Annotated in this window: 18 protein-coding genes; 12 read left to right on the top strand and 6 right to left on the bottom strand. The window is 58.1% G+C overall.

Features of this window, described 5'->3' with window-relative positions:
* Nucleotides 1–40 precede the first annotated feature (40 nt).
* The 5 genes from ACSYSO_RS07820 (at nucleotide 41) to murA (ending at nucleotide 5,010) form a co-directional block, all read left to right on the top strand.
* Nucleotides 41–964 (top strand): carbohydrate ABC transporter permease, encoded by a 924-nt coding sequence (locus tag ACSYSO_RS07820; RefSeq protein WP_489760747.1) that lies wholly within the window; start codon nucleotides 41–43, stop codon nucleotides 962–964.
* A 49-nt stretch (nucleotides 965–1,013) separates the two neighbouring features.
* The gene (locus ACSYSO_RS07815) at nucleotides 1,014–1,775 is read left to right on the top strand and encodes a carbohydrate ABC transporter permease (RefSeq protein WP_489760746.1); all 762 of its coding nucleotides are present in this window, start codon (nucleotides 1,014–1,016) and stop codon (nucleotides 1,773–1,775) included.
* 84 nt (nucleotides 1,776–1,859) lie between these two features.
* Nucleotides 1,860–2,996, top strand: a complete 1,137-nt coding sequence (locus tag ACSYSO_RS07810; RefSeq protein WP_489760745.1) for a glycoside hydrolase family 172 protein — start codon at nucleotides 1,860–1,862, stop codon at nucleotides 2,994–2,996.
* Between the two features lie 256 nt (nucleotides 2,997–3,252).
* Entirely contained in the window at nucleotides 3,253–3,531 is a 279-nt protein-coding gene (locus ACSYSO_RS07805) for an Lrp/AsnC ligand binding domain-containing protein (RefSeq protein ID WP_489760744.1), read from the top strand.
* A 153-nt stretch (nucleotides 3,532–3,684) separates the two neighbouring features.
* Nucleotides 3,685–5,010 (top strand): UDP-N-acetylglucosamine 1-carboxyvinyltransferase, encoded by a 1,326-nt coding sequence (gene murA / locus ACSYSO_RS07800; protein WP_489760743.1) that lies wholly within the window; start codon nucleotides 3,685–3,687, stop codon nucleotides 5,008–5,010.
* A gap of 292 nt (nucleotides 5,011–5,302) precedes the next feature.
* Here the strand turns inward: murA and ACSYSO_RS07795 are convergent, their stop codons facing one another.
* Entirely contained in the window at nucleotides 5,303–5,617 is a 315-nt protein-coding gene (locus ACSYSO_RS07795; RefSeq protein ID WP_489760742.1) for a hypothetical protein, read from the bottom strand.
* A 38-nt stretch (nucleotides 5,618–5,655) separates the two neighbouring features.
* Between ACSYSO_RS07795 and ACSYSO_RS07790 the strand changes: the two genes are divergently transcribed.
* The 4 genes from ACSYSO_RS07790 to ACSYSO_RS07775 all read left to right on the top strand — a co-directional run bounded on the left by ACSYSO_RS07790 (nucleotide 5,656) and on the right by ACSYSO_RS07775 (nucleotide 10,581).
* On the top strand, nucleotides 5,656–6,603 hold the full coding sequence (locus ACSYSO_RS07790) for a lysophospholipid acyltransferase family protein (RefSeq protein ID WP_491701769.1): 948 nt from the start codon (nucleotides 5,656–5,658) through the stop codon (nucleotides 6,601–6,603).
* Between the two features lie 84 nt (nucleotides 6,604–6,687).
* Nucleotides 6,688–7,683 carry an NAD(P)H-dependent glycerol-3-phosphate dehydrogenase gene (locus tag ACSYSO_RS07785; RefSeq protein WP_489760740.1) on the top strand — a complete coding sequence of 332 codons (996 nt, stop codon included), beginning with the start codon at nucleotides 6,688–6,690 and terminating at the stop codon, nucleotides 7,681–7,683.
* Nucleotides 7,684–7,823: 140 nt separating this feature from the next.
* Nucleotides 7,824–9,008, top strand: coding sequence for a D-alanine--D-alanine ligase family protein (locus ACSYSO_RS07780; RefSeq protein ID WP_489760739.1), 1,185 nt, complete (start codon nucleotides 7,824–7,826; stop codon nucleotides 9,006–9,008).
* A 91-nt stretch (nucleotides 9,009–9,099) separates the two neighbouring features.
* Nucleotides 9,100–10,581 (top strand): CPBP family intramembrane glutamic endopeptidase, encoded by a 1,482-nt coding sequence (locus tag ACSYSO_RS07775; protein WP_489760738.1) that lies wholly within the window; start codon nucleotides 9,100–9,102, stop codon nucleotides 10,579–10,581.
* Nucleotides 10,582–10,744: 163 nt separating this feature from the next.
* Here the strand turns inward: ACSYSO_RS07775 and ACSYSO_RS07770 are convergent, their stop codons facing one another.
* Nucleotides 10,745–11,977: a TetR/AcrR family transcriptional regulator gene (locus tag ACSYSO_RS07770; RefSeq protein ID WP_489760737.1), complete on the bottom strand. Its 1,233-nt coding sequence runs from the start codon at nucleotides 11,975–11,977 to the stop codon at nucleotides 10,745–10,747.
* A 558-nt stretch (nucleotides 11,978–12,535) separates the two neighbouring features.
* On the opposite strand from ACSYSO_RS07770, the gene rpmB reads away from it, so the two are divergent.
* The 3 genes from rpmB to ACSYSO_RS07755 all read left to right on the top strand — a co-directional run bounded on the left by rpmB (nucleotide 12,536) and on the right by ACSYSO_RS07755 (nucleotide 15,145).
* Nucleotides 12,536–12,730 (top strand): 50S ribosomal protein L28, encoded by a 195-nt coding sequence (gene rpmB / locus ACSYSO_RS07765; protein WP_489760736.1) that lies wholly within the window; start codon nucleotides 12,536–12,538, stop codon nucleotides 12,728–12,730.
* Nucleotides 12,731–13,141: 411 nt separating this feature from the next.
* Nucleotides 13,142–14,647, top strand: a complete 1,506-nt coding sequence (locus tag ACSYSO_RS07760; RefSeq protein ID WP_489760735.1) for a DHA2 family efflux MFS transporter permease subunit — start codon at nucleotides 13,142–13,144, stop codon at nucleotides 14,645–14,647.
* Nucleotides 14,648–14,821: 174 nt separating this feature from the next.
* Entirely contained in the window at nucleotides 14,822–15,145 is a 324-nt protein-coding gene (locus tag ACSYSO_RS07755) for an addiction module antidote protein (RefSeq protein ID WP_489760734.1), read from the top strand.
* A 39-nt stretch (nucleotides 15,146–15,184) separates the two neighbouring features.
* Here the strand turns inward: ACSYSO_RS07755 and ACSYSO_RS07750 are convergent, their stop codons facing one another.
* The 4 genes from ACSYSO_RS07750 to ACSYSO_RS07735 all read right to left on the bottom strand — a co-directional run bounded on the left by ACSYSO_RS07750 (nucleotide 15,185) and on the right by ACSYSO_RS07735 (nucleotide 21,065).
* Nucleotides 15,185–15,892 (bottom strand): DedA family protein, encoded by a 708-nt coding sequence (locus ACSYSO_RS07750; protein WP_489760733.1) that lies wholly within the window; start codon nucleotides 15,890–15,892, stop codon nucleotides 15,185–15,187.
* A 244-nt stretch (nucleotides 15,893–16,136) separates the two neighbouring features.
* Entirely contained in the window at nucleotides 16,137–16,409 is a 273-nt protein-coding gene (locus ACSYSO_RS07745) for a type II toxin-antitoxin system RelE/ParE family toxin (RefSeq protein ID WP_489760732.1), read from the bottom strand.
* On the bottom strand, nucleotides 16,402–16,656 hold the full coding sequence (locus ACSYSO_RS07740; protein ID WP_489760731.1) for a type II toxin-antitoxin system RelB/DinJ family antitoxin: 255 nt from the start codon (nucleotides 16,654–16,656) through the stop codon (nucleotides 16,402–16,404). Before ACSYSO_RS07740 ends, ACSYSO_RS07745 begins: the two co-directional genes overlap by 8 nt.
* A gap of 98 nt (nucleotides 16,657–16,754) precedes the next feature.
* Entirely contained in the window at nucleotides 16,755–21,065 is a 4,311-nt protein-coding gene (locus ACSYSO_RS07735) for an RCC1 domain-containing protein (protein ID WP_491701768.1), read from the bottom strand.
* Nucleotides 21,066–21,440: the final 375 nt, after the last annotated feature.

The following is a 21,440-nucleotide window of genomic DNA, read 5'->3' as shown; positions in this document are numbered from 1 at the left end:
ACGAAAGGACATTTCTGCAAACAAGAAAGGAGGATACGTTATGAAATCGTTTTCCTCAACATCATCGGTCTCAGGTGGCAAACCTGTGCATGCCCGCGCCAAGCACGACGCTCGGGCCGGGATACTGTTCGTACTCCCTGACGTCATCGGCCTCGCCATTTTCGTGGTCGTGCCGATACTCTTCGCGTTCTACTATTCCTTCTTTGACTGGAATATGGTGCAGACGCCGAAGTTCGCCGGGCTGAGCAATTATGTGAAATTGTTCGGCGACGAAAAATGGTGGGCGTCACTATGGCGCACACTGGTGCTCGCACTGGAATATGTGCCGCTGGTGTTCGTGTTCTCGCTCATTCTCGCCGCAGTGGTGAACTATCTTCCCAAACATTTGGGCAGTTTCATCAAAACGTCTTTCCTGCTGCCGTTCTCGGTGACTTCCGTAGTGGCGGCCACGTTGTGGATGTTCCTGTACAGCGAGAAGAACGGATACCTCAATAGTCTGCTCAACATGCTTGGCATTCCCGACCAGCAGTTTATAGGGTCCACCAAGCAGGCGCTGGTTTCCATCGTCGTGGTAATGGTGTGGATCAACCTTGGTTATGTTGCCATTCTGTTCAACTCGGCGATTAAGAACATCCCGTCTGAATATTACGAGGCGGCACAGCTTGACGGTGCCTCCAAGATTCAGCAGTTCTTCAAAATCACCATTCCGCTGATCAAGCGCACCAGCGTTTTCGTGTTGGTGACCACCACCATTACCGCCTTCCAGATCATGGACATCATCCTGGTCATGACGCACGGCGGCCCGAACGAATCCACCCAGGTTGGTGTGCTGTACATATTCGACCAATCGTTCGGCATGCTCAAGATGGGTTATGGCTCGGCGATGTCGGTCATCATCTTCCTGATACTGCTGGTTATCTCGCTTATCCAGATGAAGCTGACACAAGACAAGGATGAGGATTGAAATGCACGCAAAAATCGCTAAGACTCTCGTATACGCATTCTTGATAGTGATGGCGGTCGCTTTTATTTTCCCCATCATTATCCTGTTCATCAGCGGGTTCAAGACGAGCGGCGATGTGTTCACCATATCGCTGATTCCCCATCCCTTCACGCTCGATTCCTACCGCGACGCCCTCACGCCAGAATTCCTCAGGGCGCTGGGTAATTCCCTGTTTATCTCGATAGTGGTCACGCTGCTGGCCATGATTCTGCACTCGATGTGCGGGTATGCGCTCGCACGACTTGAGTTTCCCGGGCGGAAATTGGTGTTCGGTCTCATCGTTGCAACACTGATGGTGCCGCTTTCCGCGATTTTGATTCCCCAGTTCATGGTGACGAAAATGCTCGGCATGACGAACTCGTATTGGGGCCTCATCATCCCGCAGCTGTTCAACGCGTACGGCATCTTCCTGTTCAGGCAGTTCTACATGGACTTTCCCAAAGAGCTGGAAGAGGCCGCGGAGCTTGACGGATGTGGAGTGTTCAGAAGGTTCTTCACCATTGTGCTGCCACTGTCCCGGCCCATGGTCGTGCCGCTGATCATATCCTTCTTCCTTGCGTCCTGGAACAACTACATGTGGCCGCTGATCGTCAACAAGAACGACAAACTCAACACGCTGCAGGTATACCTCGCGAACTTGGTATCGGGATATTCCGTGGATTGGAATATTTTGTTGGCCACTGCCGCGTTGTCGGTGCTACCTGTGTTCGTCTTGTTCTTCTTCGTGCAGAAGCAACTCAAGGAGGGGGACGCAACCGTGGGAATCAAGTAGTAAATGTAGCGCTGAAACCACAGCGTGTGAAAGCGGCTGCACAGGCTGCAAATGATGTGAGATATCTCAAGGAGTTATAACAATATGAAATCGTACGATGTTGCCAGTCTCTGCTCAGTGCCTGCAAAAGTAGAGACGCGTTGGGCCACGCATGAGAATCCGTTCGGAGAGAAAGGAAAGGGCGGCAAAGCGCGCAATGGCAGGAAAGGTTCGGCGTGGTTCACGCTCCATCAGGGAGAGGAGTCTGTGCTGGCTCAGGTCGGTGAAGGCTCTGGTGTGGTGCGCCGCATTTGGATTACCGTCGATCCGCTCGACCCGCAAGTGCAGCGTGGCACCATTCTCAGGATGTATTGGGATGGTGCCACCACCGCGGCCGTTGTGGCTCCGCTCGGAGACTTTTTCTGCCACGGTCCCAAGCACATGGCTACGTTTGACAACGCGCTGTTCTCCAGTCCTGAAGGGCGTAGCTTCGTGTGCATGATTCCTATGCCGTTTGCTCATGGTATGAAAATTACCGTCGAGAACTGTTCGGGAGAGGACATCAAGCACTTCTATTATGCGGTCGATTACACGGTCGGCGATGATGTCGATGAATCCGGTCTGTACTTCCACGCCTTCTTTAACAGGCAGAATCCCACACAGTACCGCGAGGACTTTGAGATTTTGCCGAAGATTAGTGGAGAAGGCCGTTTCTTGGGCACCAACCTGGGTATCGTCTGCGACACAGAGCGGTACTTCCAAGCCTGGTGGGGTGAGGGCGAAGTCAAAGGCTTTATAGACGGAGACGAGGATTACCCTACGCTGTGCGGCACCGGAGTGGAGGATTACGTTTCGACCGCTTGGGGGCAGGACCGATTCTATTCGCAATACCACGGCAGCCAATACTATGACAGTGAGAACATGGTTGTAGGCTGCTATCGTTTGCATGTGCCAGATCCTGTGTACTTCCACAAGGATATTCGGATGACGATTCAGCAGATTGGTGGTTTTGACACGAACGATGAACTCAATAAGGCATTGTTCCACTGGCACCAGCTGCAGACCGGCTTTGAGTATCCTTCAGTCAACGGCGGCATGATCGATATTCCGGCGATCAATCCCAAGATCGTGCAGCCTGAACTGTTCGAACGTCAGGATGACTGGTCTTCCTGTGCTTACTTCTATGTCGACTCTCCCGAACAGCAGTTGGAGCCGCTGCCGGTGGAGACGTGGCTTGAGTAAGCCGCTGTGATACCGCGGGCTGGCTGCCTGGCTCTGGCTGTCTGCCAGCCGGTCTGCCAGCAGCCAGCCTGTGGTAGCTTGTCTGTCTGCGGTAGCCCTCGACTTCGGCCCGTCTTTGAGCGAGGATCGGGCCGGGGTCTGGCATCCTGTGGGCTGTATTGCTGGGGTGAGGGCGCGGGGCGGTGCAACGTTGCTTACGGCTTGCAAGAGCAGGTATAGTTAGGGTGTATTGGCAAACGGTCTTAAAGGAGCGAACATGGCTGACGCTGTCGTACTGATTACCACCGAAGCAAGCAAAATTACCGATGCCGCGCAGGCCATCACCGAAATCCCCGGTGTGACGCGTGTGTATTCGGTGGCTGGCGACGTAGACCTCGTGGCGCTCGTGTCCACTCCCGACTTCGACGATTTGGCGAAGATCATTCCTGGCCGCATCTCCAAGGTCGAGGGTGTGGAGTCTACGCAGACGCTGATGGCGTTCCGCCAGTATTCCGCAGCCGACGACGCCGCGGCGTTCGATTTGGGTATGGACTGAGTGCTTTCTTGCTCATACGCTGGATTGACAGATTGCCGCAGCATGCGCGGATGAGGCTGGAAGGCATGGCGCTGCAAGCATAAGCGTGTGTCGCTGTGCATGCTGCTAGTTAAGCTTGGACGAGAGCTTTCACGGTGACGAAAGAGGTTGACAGTGGCCAAAGAAACGCAAGATGTGCTGCACGTTGAGGGTGGCAAGCCGCTGAGCGGTGAGATTCAGGTGCGCGGCGCGAAAAACTTCGTGAGTAAAGCCATGGTGGCGGCGCTGCTGGCACCAGGGGTCTCGGTGCTGCGCAATGTGCCTGAGATTCGCGATGTGCGTGTGGTTTCCGACCTGTTGCGCCTGCACGGTGCCACCGTTGATTTCGACAAGGTCGCCGGTACGCTCACCATTGACGCCACCAACGTACAGCTGGCCGACGTGGCCGATGTGGACACGCTCTCCGGCTCCTCGCGCATTCCGATTCTCTTCTCCGGTCCGCTGCTGCACCGTTTGGGTGAGGCGTTCATTCCGCAGCTTGGTGGCTGCAACATCGGCGGCAGGCCCATCGATTTCCACTTGGAGACTCTGCGCAAGCTGGGCGCGAACGTGGATAAAGAGCACGCCGATGGCATTCACATCACCGCGCCCGACGGCTTGCATGGTGCCAAGATTCACCTTCCTTATCCATCGGTGGGAGCCACCGAGCAGACGCTTCTGGCCGCGGTGCAGGCCGAGGGCAAGACCGAACTTTCCGGCGCGGCAACTGAGCCGGAAATCATGGATTTGGTGGCCGTTTTGCAAAAGATGGGCGCTGTTATCTCGGTGGATGTGGATCGTACCTTCCGCATCGAAGGTGTGAAACATCTCAAAGGATTCAGTCACACCTCGCTTACCGACCGCATCGAGGCTGCCTCTTGGGCCAGTGCTGCATTGGCCACGCACGGTGACATTGTTGTCAAAGGTGCCACCCAGCCTGAGATGATGACCTTCCTCAACGTGTTCCGCAAGGTCGGCGGCGAGTTCGACATCACCGATGAAGGCATCCGTTTCTGGCATCCTGGCGGCGATCTGAAGCCCGTGGCCATCGAGACCGACGTGCACCCTGGTTTCATGACCGATTGGCAGCAGCCGCTCGTGGTTGCGCTCACTCAGGCCAAAGGGCTTTCCATTGTGCATGAAACGGTATATGAGGAGCGTTTCGGGTTCACCAAGCCGTTGGTGCAAATGGGCGCCACCATTCAGCTCTATCGTGAGTGCCTGGGCAGCTTGCCGTGCCGATTCCAGCAGCGCAACTACAAGCATTCTGCGGTCATTTTCGGCCCCACTCCGCTGGAGGGTCGCGACATTGACGTGCCTGATCTGCGCGGCGGATTCAGCCATCTCATCGCAGCGCTCGCGGCCAAGGGGCCGAGCAATGTGCAGGGTATCAGCCTTATTGACCGTGGTTACGAGGACTTCCGCACCAAGCTCACCGCCCTCGGTGCGAATATCGACTGATTTCAGTGTTGCTCAGTAAAAAATGGCTCCGAATCAATGCGATTGGAGCCATTTCCTGTTCATAAGCACTATATTTTCACTGTCGCTGCTTTCCGTGAGTACTTTTGCTGGGTATCGTGGTTGATGGAAATTTGAGAGTGACGGGATTCCAACGTTCCTGTTTTGCGGGTTTGTCGAAGTGCGACAAGAAAGTACTCACGGAACGAAATGGGAGGCGATGAAGGTGTCGTATTAGTGGGAAGAGGCTCATGCGAGTTGAGGTTGCGGGCTGAAATTCGTGGGGTTTGGTGGTTTATGAGGTGGGTGATGTATGAGATGTGGTGTTGGGGAGATTGAGAGCGGTGGAGAGGCTGCGGGCGGCCGGGGCTAGGGCTACAGCCATAAGGGACAGGCAGATGGCGGTTCCGGCCATGATTGCCGAGACATGCAGATGGTCGAAGAGTAGGCCGTAGACAAATTGCCCCAACGGTGCGGCACATATAGCGAGGGTGTTGGCAAGTCCGCCGACCTTGCCCATCATATGGTCGGGCGTGAGTGCCATGATGCTTGGGCTGAGCATAACGTTGGTAAAGTCGATGCCGAGTATGCCGTCGCTGTACCCGTACACGTCGACTCACGTTCCAAGCCTCGCGGCACAATGGACGCATGAGTTCTAAAGGCAAACCGTCGCCGCGTTCCGCTGTGAAACCGCTGAGCGATGAGCAAGTGGCTAAGTTGGGGGAGCGCCACCATTTGGTGGATTCCACCTACTACTATCCCACTGGAGTGAAACGGCCCAACACCGCCGAAATTGAGGCGCAGAACCCCAAAGCCACTGAACGGCTGCTCGAAGGAGTCTCAAAGGTACTGCGCGCTCACAGCAAAGTGCGGGCATGGGGGCTGGAACGGGTACCTGAGACTGGTCCGTTCATCACCGCCGCCACTCATGTCACGCTGTACGATGTGTTCGTGCCGATGTCTGCCCTGTTCCACATGGGGCGCCGCCCGCGCTACATGGCCAAGGCCGAGATGGCGAAATGGCCCATTATCGGCAAATGGTTCCAGCTGGTCGGCATGCAGCCCGTACCGCGCAACAGCGGCAAAGCGCACCAGATCGAAGAGGAATCCATCAATATCCTCACCTCGGGTCGTCCGCTCACCATTTGGCCCGAAGGTACGCTGTCGCGTGACCCGCTCAAATGGCCGATGAGCTTGAAAGAGGGCGTGGGCATCATCGCGCTCGAAGCTTCACGCAGGCTGGGATACCAGGTGCCGCTGTTCTGTGCGGCGACCTGGGGTGCTGCCAGCATTAACCATTGGTGGCCATGGCCGAGGAAGAACGTGGTGATGTGTTTCGACGAACGGCTCGATTACGCTGATTTGCTGGAAGGCATGGATCAATGGGGCGAAGAGCCCCCGAAAGAGGCCGTGGACGAGCTGACGCAACGGGTGCGCGAACGTTTGGAAGCCGTGATGGCTGAGATACGCGGTGAGGAGCCGCCGCGAGAAGGATACTGGGATTTCCGTACCATGCGGCGCGTGCCCAGGCGTGTGCTGCCGGCAAGCCAGCGCAATGCTATGGGTGCGGTTGGCGGCAACAGTCCGCAGGCGTGATAGACAACAGGAATAATCAGAGGCAACAGAAATAATAGAGACAACGGGTACAAGCAGGTACATAGACACAGCGCAGGAGGAACCATGAAGGTAGCAGTATTGGGAGCCGGAGCATGGGGTACGGCATTCGGCCAGGTGCTGGCTGATGCCGGCAACGACGTGACGATGTGGGGGCGTGAAACATCCATCGTCGAAGACATTCGCGACAGGCACCGCAACGAGGCGCGTCTGCCCAGCGTAGACCAGCTGCCGCAGTCGATGACCGCCACCGGCGACCGTGAAGAAGCGGTACGTGGCGCTCGCATCGTGGTGGTGGCCATCGCGGCTCAGCACGCCCGTGAGGCGTTGGAACCGTTCCGCGATTTCATAGATCGAGACGCTGTTGTTGTGTCCCTGATGAAAGGCATTGAGCGCAGCTCGGGCAAGCGTATGGACGAGGTGGTCAGCGAGGCTTTGAACTTGCCAGACACGCGGTTCGCCGCTGTTTCTGGCCCTAACTTGAGCCGCGAGGTGGCTGCGCGCGAGCCTTCCGCCACCGTGGTTGCGTCGCACAGTATCAGCGCGGCCAGAATGGTGGCCGAGGCCTGCTCCACCCCGTATTTCCGCGCGTTCATCACCACTGATGTGGTGGGAGTGGAAATGTGCGGATCGCTCAAGAACGTAGTGGCGCTTGCCGTAGGTATGGCCAGAGGTGCCGGGTTCGGCGAGAACACTGCGGCAACCATCGAGACTCGTGGTCTGGCAGAGCTCACTGCGCTTGGACAGGCTTTGGGTGCCGACTCCAAAACCTTCTCCGGTCTCGCCGGTGTGGGTGATTTGATTGCCACATGCGGCTCTCCGCTGAGCCGCAATTACACGTTCGGCGCCAACTTGGGGCGCGGTATGAGCGTTGAGGAGGCCACGCAGGCCAGCAACGGTGTGGCAGAAGGGGTTCCCACCACTGGCGCTGTGGAACGTATGGGTCGTGAACTCGGCGTACCCACCCCCTTGGCCAGTGCTATGGGCCGCGTGCTGAACGAGGGTATCTCCTGCGATCAGATGCTTGCCGAGCTGCTCGGCGAGACCGTTGGCGAGGAGTGAAACGGCGCGTTCATGTTTCCTTCCTCGTGTAGGCTTAAGGGCACGACAGGGGTGGTTGGAAACGGTGTGATTCTACGCTGTCAGCAGCTGCGAGGCCCCTATGGTTGGTGCCGCTTGGCACATGCTACTGGAGGAAGATCATGCGGAAAAAACGCGTTGTGGTACTGTACGGCGGTAAAGCCGATGAACATTCGATTTCCTGTGTATCTGCGGCCGGGGTGCTGAACGCCATCGACACTGAGCGGTTCGACCCTGTGCCGATTGGCATCACTCGCTCCGGTGATTGGGTGATGGGTGGTGCCGATCCCCGCAGTTTTTCTCTGACCGGCACTGCTGACGGCGCCGTTGCCTCCGGCGCTGGCGAGAACGCCGAGGCTTCGGCCATGCCGCAGGTGGATGCTGAAGGTGCCCGACCGGTAGTGCTCAATATGGCGCAGGGCAACAATGGCTTCTATGTTCGCGAAGAGGACGGTTCGCTCACTTCTCTTGGCTACATTGACGAGGTGTTCCCCGTGCTGCACGGTCCCTTCGGTGAGGATGGCACGGTGCAGGGCCTGCTGGAGATGATGGGCGTGCCGTACGTGGGCTGCGGTGTGTTCGCCTCGGCTGCGGCGATGGACAAGCACTACACCAAGGTGCTGCTGCGCGAGGCCGGTATTCCAGTGGTTCCGGGCATCACTGTAGATACGCGCGCTTTTAACAACGAGGACGAGTTCGCCGATGACGCGGCAACGGTGATGGAAAGCGTGCGTAAGGCGAAGCTGTCTTATCCGCTGTTTGTCAAGCCTTCTCGTGCCGGTTCGAGCTTCGGGGTAACGCGAGTGGAGCGCAAGGGAGACGTTGCCGAGCTTGCTGCGGCGTTGCAGGAAGCCTCTCGGCATGACTGGAAGGTGCTGGTGGAGCAGGGTGTTGACGCACGAGAAATCGAGTGCCCGATACTTGCCCCTTCGGCCGGCAGTGAACCGCAGGCCAGTATGCCGGGCGAGATTGTGCTTGATCGCAAGGCTGATGGTGCCGACCAGTTCTATGATTTCGACAGCAAATACACCGATGCCGAGGCTTCGCACGTGCAGGTTCCGGCCGACTTGCCGCAAGACACGCTGAGCCGGGTGCAAGAGGTTGCGGTGAAGGCGTTTAAGGCCATTGACGGCACGGGTTTGAGCCGTGTGGACACGTTTGTGACACCGCGCGGTGAGGTGCTGGTCAACGAGATCAATACCATGCCTGGCTTCACGCCGATTTCCATGTATTCAAAAGCGTGGGAGGCTTCCGGGATGAGCTATCGCGAGTTGATTACCGCACTGCTTGATGGCGCAGTGAAATAGTGTCTCTGAGCGCTTCCTGGAGATGGATTAAGGCGGCGCTCAGGTTGGAGCGATACATTGAAATCCGATATACACCAACTTGGGGAGGGTCATGAGCGACGAGCAGATACATGATGAGCACGCAGACGGCAGCCTGCTGGATGACGCTGTGACGCCTGATACGAGCCCGGCTGATAGCCAAGCCGAGTCGGGATTAGACACGTCGGAATCGGTGGGTGATGCGCGGCTGCCGGTGGGGGTGCAAGCACCTCATGTGCAGGAATCCTTCTCGGGAGCGCCTGATCAGGTAGCGCAGCCGGGGCAGCCGGTACAACCCGGCCAGTATGCGCAGCCGCAATACCAGCAGTACCCGCAATATGGATATCAGCAAGCTCCTCAGGTTCCAAGCCAGGTGCCGCCGGCAGGCCAGACGTCCCAGCTGCAGTCTCAGCAGTCTCAGCCGCAGCAGCCTCAATATCAGCAACAGTTCCAGTACGGGTATCAGCCCATGCAGCAGCCATTCGGGCAGATGCCGGGGCACAATCCCGCTCCGTTCGGTCAGCCTGCTCCTTTGGGGCCGGCAGCTTATGGTGCCAGTCGTAATCCGGCATGGTTGCGATATCTGAGGGAGCATCGCAAAGTGTTCTCTCGTATCGGGTTTGCGCTCATTATGGTGGCGTTGGTCTGGAATGTGCTGACTGGCGCACTGTACGGCTGGCTGGAACCGGTATTGAGCAACGCGGGTATGGGCGAGGGCGATATCAGTACGTTGCTGAGCGATGTACCGAACTATCTCATCGCCACTCCGCTTGCATTGCTGGTTTTCCGTACACTGCCCAAAGTGAAGCGCAAGACCTCGAGTATGAAGCCGGGTGCGTTCCTTGCCATGTTCTCGCTCACGTTCCCCATCAGTGTGATTGGCAGCGATCTCGGCAGCTGGATATCCGACGCATTGTCTTCCGGGAGGTCTTCCGATCGCCTGCAGGATGCCATCACCGGCACGAACCCCGTGCTCATGGTGCTCACTACGGTCGTCTTTGCGCCGCTTGTTGAGGAGTGGCTGTTCCGCAAGCAGATTATCGACCACACGCAGCAGTATGGCGAAAAGACTGCCATCGTCTTCTCCGCGCTGGCGTTTGGTCTTTACCATGCCAACCTGTACCAGTTCTTCTACGCGACAGGCCTGGGCTTGGTGATGGGATATGTCTACGTGCGTACCGGCAAGATGCGCTATAACGTGGGACTGCACATGCTGTTCAACCTGTTCGGCGGGGCGTTGCCTCAGCTGTGCCAGATGGGCTTGTCCTCTTCGGTGATGGATGATTTGTCGAGCGGTAATTTTGCTCGCATGCAAGCTGCCGTCAGTGTCGGTGGTTTTGCGGCCGTGATGCTGATATTGCTCCAATTGTTCAACGTGGTGATGTTCGTGGTCGGCATTGTGGTGGCGATTGTCAACTATCGCAAGCTGCGGTTCCATCGTGCCCCCGATGAACTGCCGAAGGGGGCTCGCGTGAGTGTGGTGCTCGCCAACCCTGGTGTGATTGCAGCGCTGGTCATGTTTACGGCCTTGACGTTTGCGATGGTGTGGGCATAGTGCGGCTATGCGCAATCTCATGGCTGAGACGCCTGTGAGCATCGGATATTAAAATTTAGGGGCCTTCCGGTAAATCTGGAAGGCCCCTAAATTATTTACGCTCGCGTTGTGTTGTCAGCACTAGTTGGCTGTCAGCGTTGGCTGGCGTCATTGCTGCTTAGCATCAGTGCTGGTTGCCAGAGGTGTGTTCTGGCGCATCTCCTGTCTGCTGTGGCCTGTTGTCCGGTTGCTCCTGCTGTCCGGGAGCAGTGCCGTTGCTGGCGTTACCGGCGATGTTCGGTGCGCCTCCGGGTTGTGGTGCACCTGAGAGTGGCTGGTTGGGATTGTACGGCTGACTTCCGTAAGCCGGCTGACCTGGATTGAACGTCGGAACCTGCTGCGGAGGGTAGTATCGCCCGTCGGCAGGGGCGTTGTACTGCGGGGCGCCATATCCTTGACCGCCATATTGCCCGTACTGATCCATGCCGTCGTGAGTGTACGCACCACCCTGCGGTTGCATGGTCGGGTACTGAGCGCCGTAGGGTGATGCACCTGGAACCGGGCTGCCGCCATATTGCTGTCCGTTGTACGGTTCCGTATTGCCATAAGCGTCGGAATGCGGGTAAGCGGATGGGATGGCACCGTACTGCATGTGCGAGGCGGACTGAGGCAGCGCAGTGCCATTCGCGGCAGCGTTCACCTGATCAAGCAGAGCCTGCACCTGAGCCTTGAAATTGTTGTTCTCGGTTTCGATTTGCGTCAGAGCGTCGAGCGAGGAATGGTCCTGGCTGCGCATGGAGGCGCGGAAGAGTCGAATCCAGAAATCAGGCATGTTCTGGTTTGAGATGGAAAGGTAGAGCGTGCGAGCCAGCACGGCGCCGTCGACAGTGACGAGCTGGTCCAGTGTGATGTTCTGAGAGAGGCGCGGCCACATGCCTACGAGGGCTATGAGGCCACCTGTGGAGAACTCCAGCAGTACGTCAGAAGTGAGTGACATGTTGTTTTCGTCGAGATGCTGCCCTTTGATGAACGCGGCACGGATGGAGTCGCGCGCCAGCGTCAGCAGGAACGGGTCGCTGTTGGGGCTCAAGACGAGTGACAGATGATCGATGTGAATGCGGTGTGCCGGTATGCCCAACAGTTGGTTGACAATGCGCCGCCAGGATTCAGTAGGGTCTTCGACGAGTTCCGGCATGGCTTTCGCAATGGCGTCCACGGTCGATTTGACCGCGGCGGTGGCAAGGTCGGGCAGCTTGTCGTAATGATAATAGAAGGAGTTGCGGTTGATCTTGGCGCGCGTGACGACATCCGTGACTGTGATTTTGGTGTAGTGGGTGTCTTTGAGAATGTCCCAGAAGGCGTTCTGCATGCGCTGGGTGGCGGTAGGCTGGCTGGAGTTTTGCCGAGGTCGTGACATCTAACACTCTCCTCACATGTTGTTTCGACAGATGCAACACTTGTCTCAAGTGCATAATTCTAGTTGAATCGGTTGAGAAAAAATCAACAAGTTTATAGAAAACGTTGCAGAATGTACAATGCGTAATTATGTACTGGTCATTTCTGCTGCAACTGTATAGTAAGGGTTTGACGCGATATTGCTGAGGTAAGCCCGAATTTCCGGCATTGGGGCGATTTTGAAGAGGAAAAGAAACAAGGTTGAAATATTGTATTGGTTATTTGCTTTGTTGATAACTAAGCACAAGTATGTGGAAAACCTAAATATTTAGGCAAATAAATGCCCGGCGTGTCGTGCATCACTTACCAACCGGTCAGGTACAGGCGTATCGTTGTGAATTGCTTTAAAAAATTTGCATGAATTTAGTACCTTTGCACAAATATTGCATTTCTGCTTGTTGTGGAAAACGTACGTCAGGCTACCTTGCTATACTACTGCAATAGTTATGTTCTGGCTGCATGCAACGCGTGTGGTGCAGAAAGACTCAAACGTTTAAGTCAATAGTAATAGGAGTTCATCATGGCAGCTCGTTGCGCAGTGTGCGGCAAAGGACCTCGCACCGGTTACAGCGTTTCGCATTCACATATCCGCAATAAGCGCACGTTCTCGCCGAACCTGCAGTCGGTGCGCACCACCATTGACGGCCACAACCGCCACGTGCGCGTGTGCGTGAAGTGCCTCAAGGCTGGCAAGGTTCAGCGCGCAGCCGCGTGAATGTTCGCATAAACACGAAGCAGCGCTGATAGCTACAGCGTTGTAAAGCCTCCGGATGGTTCCGTCCGGAGGCTTTTTCGTACCCGAGGGCAAGCGGGAGTGAGGGTTCGTGATGCGTGATGCTGCACACGGCGGTAATCGTGATTTAGCAAGAGATGTGCTGGTAGAGGCGTGCACTTTGGTATGCGTCGTACGTGACTTTCCGCGTATGCATCCGCTCGAATGTCTGCCGGGGCGCTAATAATAGGGAACTTGCTTGAGGAATTGAGGGGTTCCTGTATGTAAGCGGACGCCGAGTGCGTCACTCTCGATAATGAAATGCGTCGCCGCGGGACAGGCAGCTTTTGCGCGCCCGAAAATCGATGCGAACTCTACCAAAATAATTAGAGAAGGGAAGTCATGGGGACCACCATGTCTGAAACTACCATGCCCGAAAAGGCAAACGGAGGCGCCGGGAACGCGGCGCACAATCACAATGAGTCGGGGAGTGCGCCTGCCGGTGCACCGAATCCGATGAAGGCACGCTTCGGTGTCAAGCATCCGAATCTCACCATGCTCGGACTCTACTTGGGCGCATTCCTGGGCATGCTTTCCGAAACATCCATGAACATCGCACTGCCCGACCTGATGCAGAGTTTCAACATCTCCGCAGGCGTGGCGCAGTGGATGGTGGTGGGCTACATGCTCGTCATCGGCATCGTGCTGCCGTTCACCGGACTGCTGCTCAAGTGGTTCAAGGCACGTAACATCCTCTTCGTGGCGCTGTCCGCGTTCTTCATTGGCTCCCTGCTTTCCGGCTTCGCGCCGTCGTTCGCCGTGCTGCTCATCGGCCGCATGATTCAGGGCATCTCCACGGGCTTGGTGCTGCCGATGATGTTCTCCGTCATCCTTGAGGTGTTCCCGCTCAGTAAGATCGGCGGTGCCATGGGTACCGCGAGCCTGGTCATCATGTTTGCTCCGGCCATTGGCCCCACCCTTGCCGGCGCATTCATCGGCGCTCTCTCATGGCGCGCCATCTTCTTCTTCTTTGCCATCATCGCCTTTGTGGCACTGGTTTGCGCGGCTATCTGGATGGTAAACCCCTATGAGCTCACCAAGCCAAAGATTGATGCGCTTTCCGTCATTACTTCCATCCTCGGCTTCGGCGGTCTGGTGCTGGGCGTGAGCCTCATCAGCGAGCTCGGCTTCAGCTGGCCGGTCATTGTCATCCTCGTGGTGGGCGTGGCTGCGATCGCTTGGTACAGCTACCGTCAGCTGCACATGACCAACCCCATCATCGACCTGCACGCCATGGGTATCCGCCAGTTCACCGTCGGCGCGCTCATCGTCATGATGAACTTCGGCATCACCCTCGCTTCGATGTACCTCATGCCGCAGGAACTGCAGAAGGGCATGGGCATCGCCGCGGCCATGACCGGTTTGGTTATGCTGCCCGGTGGTGTGATCAACGCGCTCGTCTCGCTCATCTCCGGCAGGCTCTACGACAGCATCGGCCCCAAGTGGCTGGTGCGCGTCGGCCTGGTGCTCTCCATGGTCGGCCTGGTACTGCTCATGCTCGCCGGCCCCAAGAGCTCCATCGCCTACATTATTCTGGCGCACGTGGTGCTCATGATCGGCGTGCCGATGGCCATGAGCCCGGCACAGTCCTCCGCACTCGGTGCGTTGCCTGAGCATCTGTCCACCGACGGCTCCACGATTCTGAACACGCTGCAGCAGGTGCTGGGTGCGGTCATCACGGCCGTTACCACGGTGCTGCTCAACGCCGGCCAGCAGTCGGCCAGCAAGGGCGGTGCCAGCACGGCGATGTCGTTCGTCAGCGGTTCACGTTGGGGCTTCATCTTTGCTCTGGTGCTTGCGGTGGTGGCCTTTGTGGTCTCCTTCGCAATGAGCCGCAAGAACACCGCGGACAAGGCCTGATTAGGCCGGTCGATTTGCTGGTTGGCTGATCGCTGATTGGCGCATGCGACGGCACTCAACTGAGGGGTGCGGAAGATTCGTCTTCCGCACCCCGTCGTGGTATATAGGCGGGGTGACATCGGTGGGATGTATGCTGCGGTTGTGCAACTGTATCTTATATGATACATTCATAAGATGAAGTGCAAAGTCGAGCTTAATGATTTCCGGGTTGAAGATTATCTGGAGAGCGAAGAAGATGTGGCGCAATATCTTGATGCTGTACTTGAAGAGGCTGAGAGCATCGAGGATGATGGGCAGGCGGCAGCTTTCTTTGTAGCGGCCTTGGGAGATGCCGCTAAGGCAGAAAAGAAAATGACTAGCATTGCGCAGCGTGCTGACGTAGGGCGTGAAAGCCTCTACAAGTCACTGAGTAACGATGCAAATCCCTCGTTCAGAACGGTACTAAGCGCTATTCGCGAACTTGGTGGGCAGTTGCACATCTCGTCGGCAACAGTGTAACCGTACCGTGTAGCGGTGTCAGTGGTCTGAAGCGCAGTCTCAGCGGTCGATGCTGCTGGTACTGGTCTCGTCGGTGTCTGCGGCGGGCTTTTTCTTACCGAACTTGGCTTTGACCAGGCCGATGATGGTGGGCAGCAGCGAGACGAGCAGAATGGCCACGATGACCAGTTCAAAGTTGTTCTGCACCACCGGGATACCGCCGAAGAAGTAGCCGAGCAGGGTGAACAGCGTGGACCAGATCAGGCCGCCCAGCACGGAGAACGGGGTGAATCGAGCCCAGTGCATGCCCGAAAGTCCGGAGATGAACGGCATGAACGTGCGGATGAAGGGGAAGAAGCGCCCTAGGAACACTGCCAGAGGTCCCCACTTGTCAATCATCCCCTCCGTCTTGGCAAGACGCTCGGGGGTCATGGCCTTCACCTTGCCCGAGGCGACGATTTTGCGGCCGAAGAAGCGGCCGATGAAGTAGTTGCACTGGTCGCCGATGATGGGGGCAAGCCAGACGATGGGCAGCAGGACCGCAAGGGGCAGGGCGGACTTGCCGGTGGTGGCGTCCGGTGCGGCGAAGAAGCCGGCTGCGAAGAGCAGCGAGTCGCCGGGTAGGAACGGGAAGAAGACCACACCGGTCTCGACGAAAACGATGAGGAAGATGAACGCGAGCGTGGGTGTCACTCCCATCGAGATCCATCCGGCGATGATAGTGCGCGGATCCTTCAGCAGTTCGATGAGGAAGGTGATAAAGCCCATAAGTTCCTAAATCCTATCGTTCGATGCGTGGCGGCGGCAGGTCGCTTGCGGGCAGGCTGCCCGGTTTGCTGGTACAGCTCCGCCGGTTCGGTTCCGTTGGTTTCGGCCGCGCGTAAGTCTGCCCACACTCTACCAGCTCCCGCAGTCGTGCCTCACTGGCGCATGTAATTGCCGGTGGACTGTAGACACTTTCGATTTGATGTATGCGTTCAAGACCTGTTGCGTAGTGGTTGACACAATTTGACTAGAGCAGCCCATCGTGGGTGCCGGTGCGCGCGAGGGTTACCTGCTCGCCCTCCACGAAGTAGACCAGGAGCCAGTCGCCTTGAATGTGAAGTTCGCGGAACGCGCTGAGGTTGCCTTTGAGCTGGTGGTCGCGGTACCGGGTGGTAAGCAATGCTCGGTCGTTGCGGCGCAGCGCAGCCTCGGCCTCCAGCAACAGCTGCATGTCGTAGTGCTTTTGCTTGAGCCTTTTGATGTCCCGCAGAAATGCGGGTTTGACCTGTACTTTACGCATGAGCGATCATTTCGGCAAACATGGTGTCATCTTCCACATCGATTGATGGCTCGTCAAGTGATGTGAGTACAGCGGACTCAAAAGATGGGGCTTTCGGTTGGAATGGGAACTTGCGTTCGTTCACGATTTCCTTGAGCAGCATGTTGACTGCGGTGGTCATGTCGAGCCCCATGTCTTCAAGCAGCGCTGCGGCTTCATCTTTGAGTAGTTGGTTGCTGCGCACTTGCACGCGTGTGTTCATCTCCATAATGCCTCCATGTGGAATCACAGTGTAAGGTCATTGTACTCTACAAAATGGTCACAAGAAAACGCTGCTCCAAGTCAACGCGCATCGAGGATGAACGCTCAGCGTGCGGTGTGCCGTGCTCGCCGTTGTCTGCTGCGCAGCGCCACGGCGACGCAGATGAGCATCGCGGCGGTTATGGTGGCGCATGCCGCAGCCAAGGTGCCACCGGTGCCACCGGCCATAGGTAGTGCGCTCGCTGCATCTGATGGAGGTGTGGGTGCAGTGGCGGCCTTATAGGTGAACTGGAACGTGTTGGTGCGAGTCGCTCCTCCGTTGAGTGTCCAGGTCACGGTGGCGTCAATCGCGCCAGCCGCGTGGGCCGGGGTATCGGTGCGCCAGGTGCCTGAAGCGGCGTCCAAGACGGGAGCCGTGCCAGGGGTGCCGTCGAAGGCTACGGAAAGAACCTGCAGGTCGGCGCCGTGCAGCAGTCCGCCCGAAGGTGCGGACACATATACGGCCGTTCCGCCGGATTCGGACCCGGAACTGGGGATGGCGGTGAACTGTTCCCAGTGAGCGGTCAGCGTGATGTCGGAGGTGACCGGACTGCTGAAATCGTAGAGGTGGCCGCCTTGCGCTGCGGTGAACCAGCCGGTGAACACCCAGTTGCTTTTCGCAGGTTCCCCAGGGTCGGTTGCTGTGCTCCCGTCGGTCACGCTCTGGCAGAACGTGGAGGAGCCGGGGGAGCAGGGTGTGGTGCCGGCCGGCGGCGCGTCTGCATCGGGGTTGAAGGTGACGGTGTGCACGGTGGCGGGAGGTGCAACATAGGTGAACGCGAATGTGCTGGTATGCTCCACACCGTCTTCAAGACTCCAAGCAATCGTTCCGGTCACGTTGCCTTCGGCATGCGCCGGCGCGGTGACGCTCCATACTCCCGAAGTGGGGTCTTGCGCCAGACCTGTGCCGGCAACGGCGTCGAAGGTGACGGACTTGACGGTTATTGCGGCTCCGGAACTGAGCGTGGGAGCGGTGATGTTCACAGTGGTGCCGCCTGCGGTCGTGCCGGAGGTGGCGGAGAGCGAGAACTGCTTCCAGTGCGCGGTGATGGTGATGTCGCCGGTCACGGGCTTGGTGAAGTCATATTGTGCGCCGGTGCCGTCAGCGTCGTTGAACCATCCGTCGAAGATAAAGTTCGACTTGGTGGGCTCTCCTGGGTTGAGGGCCTGGTCGCCCTGGTTGAGACCTTGGCAGAAGGTGCCGGAGTCTCCGGTCGGGCAGGGCGAGATGCCTGCTGGTGCCGTGCCGCCTTTGAGCTCGAAGGTGACGGTGTGGTAGGGCGTGTAGGTGAACGGAAGCACCATGTCCGGCTGGGTTGTGCCGCCGAGTGTCCAGCTGATGCGCACGTCCACTGCGCCTTCGGCGTGAGGAGGCGTGGTGGTGACCCAGTTGCCGAATACAGTGTCGAAATGCGTGTTTTTGCCCGGTGTTCCGTCGAACGTGACTGCGGTGACGGCGGTGTCCTTCTTGTCGGCAAGTGCGGAGATCTTGATGGGTGTGGTGCTGTTCTTGACGGTGTCGCTGCCGATTTCGAAGTCCTGGCCTCCCCAACCGTAGAGGGAACCATCGTTGCCGATGGCAAAGGAATCCCGCTCTCCGGCGCTGACGTGAGTGAAGGTGACGCCGCTCGGGGTCTGCACCTCAACCGGCGTGTTGATTACGTCGAAGGTCTGGTTGCCGTCGCCGAGCTGCCCCTTGTCGTTGTAGCCCCACGCGTACGTCTTGCCGTTGGAACAAGTCACCAGCGTGTGCCCCAAACCGGAAGCGATGCTGGTGAATGTGGTGCCTGCGGGAGCATCCACCGCTGTGGGCACACCTGCATTGCCGCCGGACGGATCCCACATGTAGGCTTTGCCGTCCTTGCCTAGCGCTGCGACCACGTAGCTGTCGGAGCTGGGAGCCAATTGGGTGAACGTCATGTTGTTCGCAGGTTTCAGCTTTACAGGTTCTTTCCGATCAGCGCTGCTGCCGTCTCCGGGCAGGCGGCCGATGCTGCCCCAAGCATAGACGTCACCGGTGGTGCTGAGCGCGAATGACTGGTATTTGCCTGCGTTGATACGGCTGAAGGTGACGCCCGCAGGGGCTGCGATGGCGGTCGGCGTGAGTTTGTCGTCCAAGGTGCCGTTGCCGAGCTGGCCCGCATAGTTCGTTCCCCACGTGTAGATGGTGCCGTCCGCCGCGAGGGCCATGGAATGGTCGGTACCGGCGCTGACCTGGGTGAAGGTGACGCCCGCAGGGACCGCGATGGCCGTGGGCTTGAGCGCATTGGCAGTGCTGCCGTTGCCGAGCTGGCCGTATATATTTTTTCCCCACGTGTAGATGGTGCCGTCCGCTGCGAGCGCTGCGGAATGCGAATATCCGGCGCTGACTTGCTTGAATGTGACGCCGGCGGGCGTTGCTGCTTGAACCGGAGTGAGCTGCGTGTCTGTGCTGCCGTTGCCGATTTGGCCGTACATGTTGTCCGAGCCCCAGCCGTAGATCTTGCCGTCGTTGGTGAGGGCGAGGGAATGGCAATACCCGCCTGCGCTGACTTGCGCGAAGGTGGTGCTGAGCGCCGGCTGGGTGATGTGCACGTCGGTGCCGCCGGTGTCCGGACCGGTGCTTGGGGTGAGGGAGAATCCGCTCCAGCGGGCTTGCAGGGTGATGTCTTTGGATACGGGCGTGGAGAAGTCATATGGGTGGCCGTTCGCGTCGTCCCAGCCTGCGAACACCGCGTTCGCTTTGGTGGGGCTGCCCGGGTTGGACGCCGTGCCGCCGTAGTGCACGCTTTGGCAGAACGTGGTCGTTGAGCCCACGCATGGAGTGACTCCCGCCGGCGCCTTGCCTCCCTTGAGGTCGAAGGTGACGGTGAAGTCCTTGCTGTATTCGTAAGTATAGGTGAACACGAGGTCGGGTTGCGCCACGCCGTCCTTCGTCCAGCTCGCCTTCACGTTGACCGTGCCGGGAGTGTGCGCCGGGGCGTTGGTGTGCCAGGCACCGTCGACCTGGCTGAGCTGCGGCGTTGAGCCGGGCACGCCGTCGAACGTGATGCCGGTGACGACGATGGTGGAAGCGTCTTGCAGGCTTTCGACTTGGACGGGTGTGGTGGCTTTGGTGCCATTGCTTGAATTCGAACCGGCAATGGATCCCCACACATAGATGTTGCCGTCGGCATCGAGCGCAGTGCTGCCGTTGCATGCTTGGGCGAACGTGACGCCGGCTGGGGCCAGGGCCTTGGTGGGCAAGGCGCGATGAGTTGTGGTGCCATCTGCGATCTGACCGTCACCGTTGTATCCCCATGAGTATGCGTTGCCGTCGGTGCCTAGCGCTGTCACGCCGTTGGAGCCGGTCGAAACGGAAGTAAACGTGATGCCGGCGGGCGTGGTGGCTTTATGGCGGACATAATCACCCTCCTGCAGCCAGTCGTTGGGGTTGCCCATGACGAGACCGTCGCCATACTGTCCGTACTGGTCATACGCGCCCCACGTATAGACCTCGCCAGTGGTGGAGAGCGCTGTCGAGAGACGGGTGCCGGCGCTGATCTGCTTGAAGGTGACACCCTCTGGGGTCTGGGCGGCAACAGGTGAAGTGCAGTACCACGAAGGCAGGCCGTCGCCTTCTGGCACGCCGCATTCACCGTGCTCGAAGGGGTAGTTGATGCCGTTCATGTAATTGCTTCCCCAGGTGTATATGGAGCCGTCGGAACTGAGTGCCATGGCATGCTCGGTGCCTGCGCTGACCGAGGTGAAGGTTACGCCTGCAGGCGTGTTCACCGGCTTTGGGTCAAGGCGGCTGGTCTGTGTGCCGTCGCCGAGCTGCCCGGAGCTGTTGCTGCCCCACGCATAGATACGTCCGTCGTTGCCCAAGGCGAGAGCATAACTCTGATATCCATAAATGCCCGTGCCAAAACTGATCTGCGTAAAAGAGACTCCCGAGGGCGTGCGTACTTTGACCGGTTCGCTCTGACCAGCGTAGTCACCGGTGCCGAGCTGCCCGTCGCTGTTGTCTCCCCATGCGTACATGGTCCCGTCAGCGGCGAGTGCGGCCGCGCTGTAGCCGCCCCCGAAGATCTTGGTGAATTTGACGCCGGCAGGTGTGTGCACTTTCACTGGTGCGAGGCGGCTGGTATGGGTGCCGTCACCGATCTGACCCTGGCCGTTGCCGCCCCAGGCGTAAATGTCTCCGTCCTCAGTCAGTGCCGCTCGGGTGATGTACTGGTACTGAACAACCTGTTTGAATTTGATGGTGCGCGGAGGGGGAACGATGGATACGTCGGAGCCGGTGTCCGGGCCGGAAGCGGGGGTTATTGAAAAGCCCTGTTTGTTCTCAGGCTCGAGTGCGGCCGCTGCGTGGGGGGGGGGGTAATCAATGCAAGCATCGAGGCGACGGCGGTGCATGCGGCAAGGAACAATGCCAGCCGGTTGTTGTGCTGGGCGGTGGCATGTTGGGGCTGTCGTTGGTGTCCGTGTCTCATGTATGTACCTATCGCGCTTGTACTCTGCAAATATGTGAATATTATCTACTAAAGTATCGATATTGTGTGATATAGGTTACAGATGTTGCGCAGCTACAATGGCTGTCATCTGGCCTGTGGCCTTGCCAAGGAGATGGAAACGTACGGTGTGGGCAATATGCAGTAGGCGGTGGGATATGCCTTGATGGGTGCTTGTGACTATTCGTAGTTGTGCTGTATGTCGTGTAGTCCTAGCGTCCTTGTGGCGCTGTGCTCTGTCGGTGGTGCGGTTGGCGAGTTGACAAACCGGAAATAGTGT

Source organism: Bifidobacterium sp. ESL1130 (genome assembly GCF_058507935.1).
The sequence above is the reverse complement of the archived record's forward strand: the minus strand, read 5'-3'. Positions and strand labels throughout refer to the sequence as shown.

Coding starts and splice junctions, on each gene's coding strand:
- ACSYSO_RS07820 (WP_489760747.1), top strand. CDS start 41: ATGAAATCGTTTTCCTCAACATCATCGGTCTCAGGTGGCAAACCTGTG.
- ACSYSO_RS07815 (WP_489760746.1), top strand. CDS start 1,014: ATGGCGGTCGCTTTTATTTTCCCCATCATTATCCTGTTCATCAGCGGG.
- ACSYSO_RS07810 (WP_489760745.1), top strand. CDS start 1,860: ATGAAATCGTACGATGTTGCCAGTCTCTGCTCAGTGCCTGCAAAAGTA.
- ACSYSO_RS07805 (WP_489760744.1), top strand. CDS start 3,253: ATGGCTGACGCTGTCGTACTGATTACCACCGAAGCAAGCAAAATTACC.
- ACSYSO_RS07790 (WP_491701769.1), top strand. CDS start 5,656: ATGAGTTCTAAAGGCAAACCGTCGCCGCGTTCCGCTGTGAAACCGCTG.
- ACSYSO_RS07785 (WP_489760740.1), top strand. CDS start 6,688: ATGAAGGTAGCAGTATTGGGAGCCGGAGCATGGGGTACGGCATTCGGC.
- ACSYSO_RS07780 (WP_489760739.1), top strand. CDS start 7,824: ATGCGGAAAAAACGCGTTGTGGTACTGTACGGCGGTAAAGCCGATGAA.
- ACSYSO_RS07775 (WP_489760738.1), top strand. CDS start 9,100: ATGAGCGACGAGCAGATACATGATGAGCACGCAGACGGCAGCCTGCTG.
- ACSYSO_RS07770 (WP_489760737.1), bottom strand. CDS start 11,977: ATGTCACGACCTCGGCAAAACTCCAGCCAGCCTACCGCCACCCAGCGC.
- rpmB (WP_489760736.1), top strand. CDS start 12,536: ATGGCAGCTCGTTGCGCAGTGTGCGGCAAAGGACCTCGCACCGGTTAC.
- ACSYSO_RS07760 (WP_489760735.1), top strand. CDS start 13,142: ATGTCTGAAACTACCATGCCCGAAAAGGCAAACGGAGGCGCCGGGAAC.
- ACSYSO_RS07755 (WP_489760734.1), top strand. CDS start 14,822: ATGAAGTGCAAAGTCGAGCTTAATGATTTCCGGGTTGAAGATTATCTG.
- ACSYSO_RS07750 (WP_489760733.1), bottom strand. CDS start 15,892: ATGGGCTTTATCACCTTCCTCATCGAACTGCTGAAGGATCCGCGCACT.
- ACSYSO_RS07745 (WP_489760732.1), bottom strand. CDS start 16,409: ATGCGTAAAGTACAGGTCAAACCCGCATTTCTGCGGGACATCAAAAGG.
- ACSYSO_RS07740 (WP_489760731.1), bottom strand. CDS start 16,656: ATGGAGATGAACACACGCGTGCAAGTGCGCAGCAACCAACTACTCAAA.
- ACSYSO_RS07735 (WP_491701768.1), bottom strand. CDS start 21,065: ATGCACCGCCGTCGCCTCGATGCTTGCATTGATTACCCCCCCCCCCAC.